Here is a 3,411-nt window from a genome sequence, read left to right as displayed (position 1 = left end):
AGTATGTAAATACATAGTACATACTACAGTATGAAATTGCGGGGAAACTATAATGGCCAGAGGCGGTATTACGAAAAAGTCAGTAGAGCAGGCGCGCAATGCGTTAATCGCCCGGGGCGAATCAGTGTCGATTGATGCGGTACGTATTGAACTCGGCAACACCGGCTCAAAAACAACGATCCACCGTTACTTAAAAGAGTTGGAAACCGATGACGACAAAACGGCACTCTCAGCGTCGTTGAGTGATGAACTTATCGCGTTGGTCAACCAACTCTCCAGTCGCCTTAAAGCCGAGGCGAATCAGACACTGGAAGCGCAAGAGGAGCGGCACAGCGAGCAGGTGAATGCCTGGCAGGAGCGATTCGAGCAACAAAGTCAGGAGCTCCTGGCCACGCAAACGCATGTTGAGGAGCTAATGCAAACGTTGCAACAAGCCGAGCAGCACCAGCAGCAACTTCGAGAGATAAACCATCAGCTGGAAGTTGAGAATGAGCGACTCCAATCCGATCTGTCCTCACAGAAACAACGCCTGTCTGAAAAAGATGATCGTATTGCGTCTCTGGAAGAAAAACACACACAAGCCCGGGAAGCATTAAATCACTATCGCGATTCGGTCCGTGAGCAACGAGAGCACGAGCAGCGGCGCTACGAGCGAGACGTTCAGGGGCTGCAAAGTGAGGTCGCTGAGCTGGAGCAAACCTTGACTGCACGGCAGCACAGTTATTCAGAGCTGACGCAACGCAATACTCAACTCGAAACTCAATTGGCGGAGCTTAAGAGACACTACGATGCCGTATACCAGGAAAGTCGAAGTTCGGAAGCTCGGCTATCCGAGTTAAAACAACAGTACGACCGACTGGAAGCCCGGTTTGCAGGCGTAACGAGCGAACTACAAGGTGCCCACGACAAACAGGAGAGCTTACAAACGTCGCTCACGGAGCTCACAAAAGAAAAACAGGCATTAAAGCATGAGTCAGTGCAACTTAACGCGGTTATCGAGACGCAAAAAGCAATGATTGAACAGTGGTTCAATACCAAGACGCCGCAAAAACCGCGCCCGTCATAGCCCGGGTTTTGGAACAATATTGTTGTGAGTTGTCTTCGTAGATAGAGCGCCACCCACGTTTGGTTGTGAGCGGCCTTTAACTAAACCGTTCTGTCGATAATCGTTATTGAAGACTGGAGGTGAGCTTAATGGACGTGTCAATTTTCCCCATCATTTTTCGTAACGGCTCGCAATCAACATAAGACTCCGATAACCTTATTTTCAACGCTTGCAGCAGGTGAATAACCCCTTTCGACGAAGAGGCTTGCAAAACAAGCGGATCATCGTCATCGATACCACTATAGTAGAACAGCTCAAACGTATCAGTTATATCTTGTTCATATTCAGAAAAGAACCAATCTTCCAATTTACTTTTGATCGATGACAGCCGGCGATTAACATCAATGGGCTTTGCAGCAGACTGCTCAATAGCCTTTATCAGTCGTGCAACAAACTGATGAGACTCAATCGGCATAACGGCGTTTGGTCGTCGTTCGTTATGCGACGAGCCCCAACTTACCATGGGTCGCGTTTTACTCCCTGACGCTCGGTATATGGTACCTTTCGCGACGGCTCTTTTCTTATCCTGAGGGGTAATACAAAGGGGGCTGAAAAAGGTCTCATGGCCGTTGGCGGATGTACCGTCCCAATTGTCTTTCGTTAGTGGAGAGGGGATGTTGTCAATTTTCGCCATTAAGGCACTAATATCGTAGCCTGTCGATGCATCTGTTGCGATAAACAGGCTCGACATACCTGGATAATACATACCTGACCACTTTGAGGCCTTTAGGTACCAATTATGCTCTTTAGCCCATGCGGCTCGTTTACCATCAACGATTGCATCAATATAAGGCTCATCAACCAGGATAAACTGCCCGAGAGCAGGATCATACCAATGAGAGGCGTGATCAGATTGAGGCAGTCGGTTGTTATGCTCTCTATCCGGGTAAGCCGCGGTGTGATCCCTGCTCGGTTTTAACCCCGTGGCTTCGATAAACCTTAACACTCTGACCGCTTTACAAATCAGCTCTATTGCTTCGTCTTGTGAGGAGCAAACATCGTCATGGACAAAAAGATCCGGCGTAGCCAGCCTAAACCTTCCCAGCGAATTGGCAATTTTCAATTCATTTTTAGTGGCTAATTCGAGTAAAGGTATTGAAAGCTCAATTTCTAATACTTCTCGACCCGTTTTGCGGCGTTGCCGATCATACCAATAGCTAGTAAAAAATAATGGGTAGCCCGACTTGAGAGTCGATGAGCTTTCGAGCTGGTTACGTGCATGTGCAAAGTTTTCAAAAAAAGCATTTCGAGCAGCAATATCTAATGCTTCGTGATGAGGTACGCTTTTCGCTTTTTTTATTTGCTTGGCAAGACGCTTGATGCCACCAATGGTTGATGGGCGAATAGTTTCGTTCAACATTTTCTATCTCCCGGCTTGTCTACTAGCGTCGCTCGTCAACCGCTCAACAAGCCCGATATAAAATATTGAGCTAATGTGGTAACAGTAAAAATAAAGTAGTGCTTCATAAGCTTTGCAACGACGAGCGGCTGGCTCCTACCAAGAGCAACCTTTTATTTATAAGCCAAAGACAAAGATAATGCAACACGATCTATAGCCAACGTGTTTGTCAGATTAACGAATCAGAGCACGGTTCTTGGGTGATCAGTTCGCTTTATAGTTACTGCGGCAAACCATATGGTATATTCGTTACTAAGTGAATTTTAGCTGTTAACAAAAAATACAGGCTGATTGCATGCAATACATTGTAAAACATCGAGAGTTTTCAGACCTTCACGGTCGCTTTAATGTACAAACTATCAGCGCGCACGGACCATCAATCAGGCTCGGGTACCTAAACTGGACGATTGAAGACGGGGTTATGCACATTGATGATTTATTTATTAATGAAGCTCACCGTCAATACGGAATTGGGAGTGACCTGGTAGAGACTCTGCTTAATCTAGCTGATTTGAAAGGAGTGCATGAGGTCTGTGGGCTTGCTGATAGAGACAACGCCAGACTACGCAAATTTTATGAGCAGTTTGGTTTCCACTTTGATGAAGCTCCCAATAACCATGGACAATTGCCATTTAGATTGCATTTTGTTGACGCCGATGAAAGTTAGATTAGGCCGTATCTACCGCTTTCATCGCAAAGCATCGCAAAGCATCGCAAAGTGTCTTAAAATTCCCGGCTAATTCCATTTGAGATCGACTAATTTCCAAGAACACACCTTATAAAGTATAAACTCTTTAATTAACAATTAATTAAGCTGGATTTGGCGAATTCTGTACAAATCCCGGCTTACCCTCATCTTGTTTTCGAACGTCCAATAAAACCCAGTCACTGCTATTACTATCAAAGT

The 3,411-nt window shown here is 45.8% G+C and carries 3 protein-coding genes; 2 read left to right on the top strand and 1 reads right to left on the bottom strand.

Annotation, left to right across the window (positions count from 1 at the left end):
- Positions 1-52 precede the first annotated feature (52 nt).
- Complete coding sequence (locus ABNS04_RS12250) at positions 53-1,066, top strand: DNA-binding protein (RefSeq protein ID WP_133538454.1); 1,014 nt, start codon at positions 53-55, stop codon at positions 1,064-1,066.
- Positions 1,067-1,169: 103 nt separating this feature from the next.
- On the opposite strand, the gene ABNS04_RS12245 is transcribed toward ABNS04_RS12250, so the two are convergent.
- Positions 1,170-2,465 carry a DUF5623 domain-containing protein gene (locus ABNS04_RS12245; RefSeq protein ID WP_272977360.1) on the bottom strand — a complete coding sequence of 432 codons (1,296 nt, stop codon included), beginning with the start codon at positions 2,463-2,465 and terminating at the stop codon, positions 1,170-1,172.
- Between the two features lie 334 nt (positions 2,466-2,799).
- Between ABNS04_RS12245 and ABNS04_RS12240 the strand changes: the two genes are divergently transcribed.
- On the top strand, positions 2,800-3,171 hold the full coding sequence (locus ABNS04_RS12240) for a GNAT family N-acetyltransferase (RefSeq protein ID WP_133538452.1): 372 nt from the start codon (positions 2,800-2,802) through the stop codon (positions 3,169-3,171).
- Positions 3,172-3,411 lie beyond the last annotated feature (240 nt).

Origin of the sequence: uncultured Idiomarina sp., from assembly GCF_964010655.1 — a bacterium.
Classification (GTDB): domain Bacteria; phylum Pseudomonadota; class Gammaproteobacteria; order Enterobacterales; family Alteromonadaceae; genus Idiomarina; species Idiomarina baltica.
Note: the sequence above shows the minus strand (reverse complement) of the source record. Positions and strands in the feature narration are given on the sequence as shown.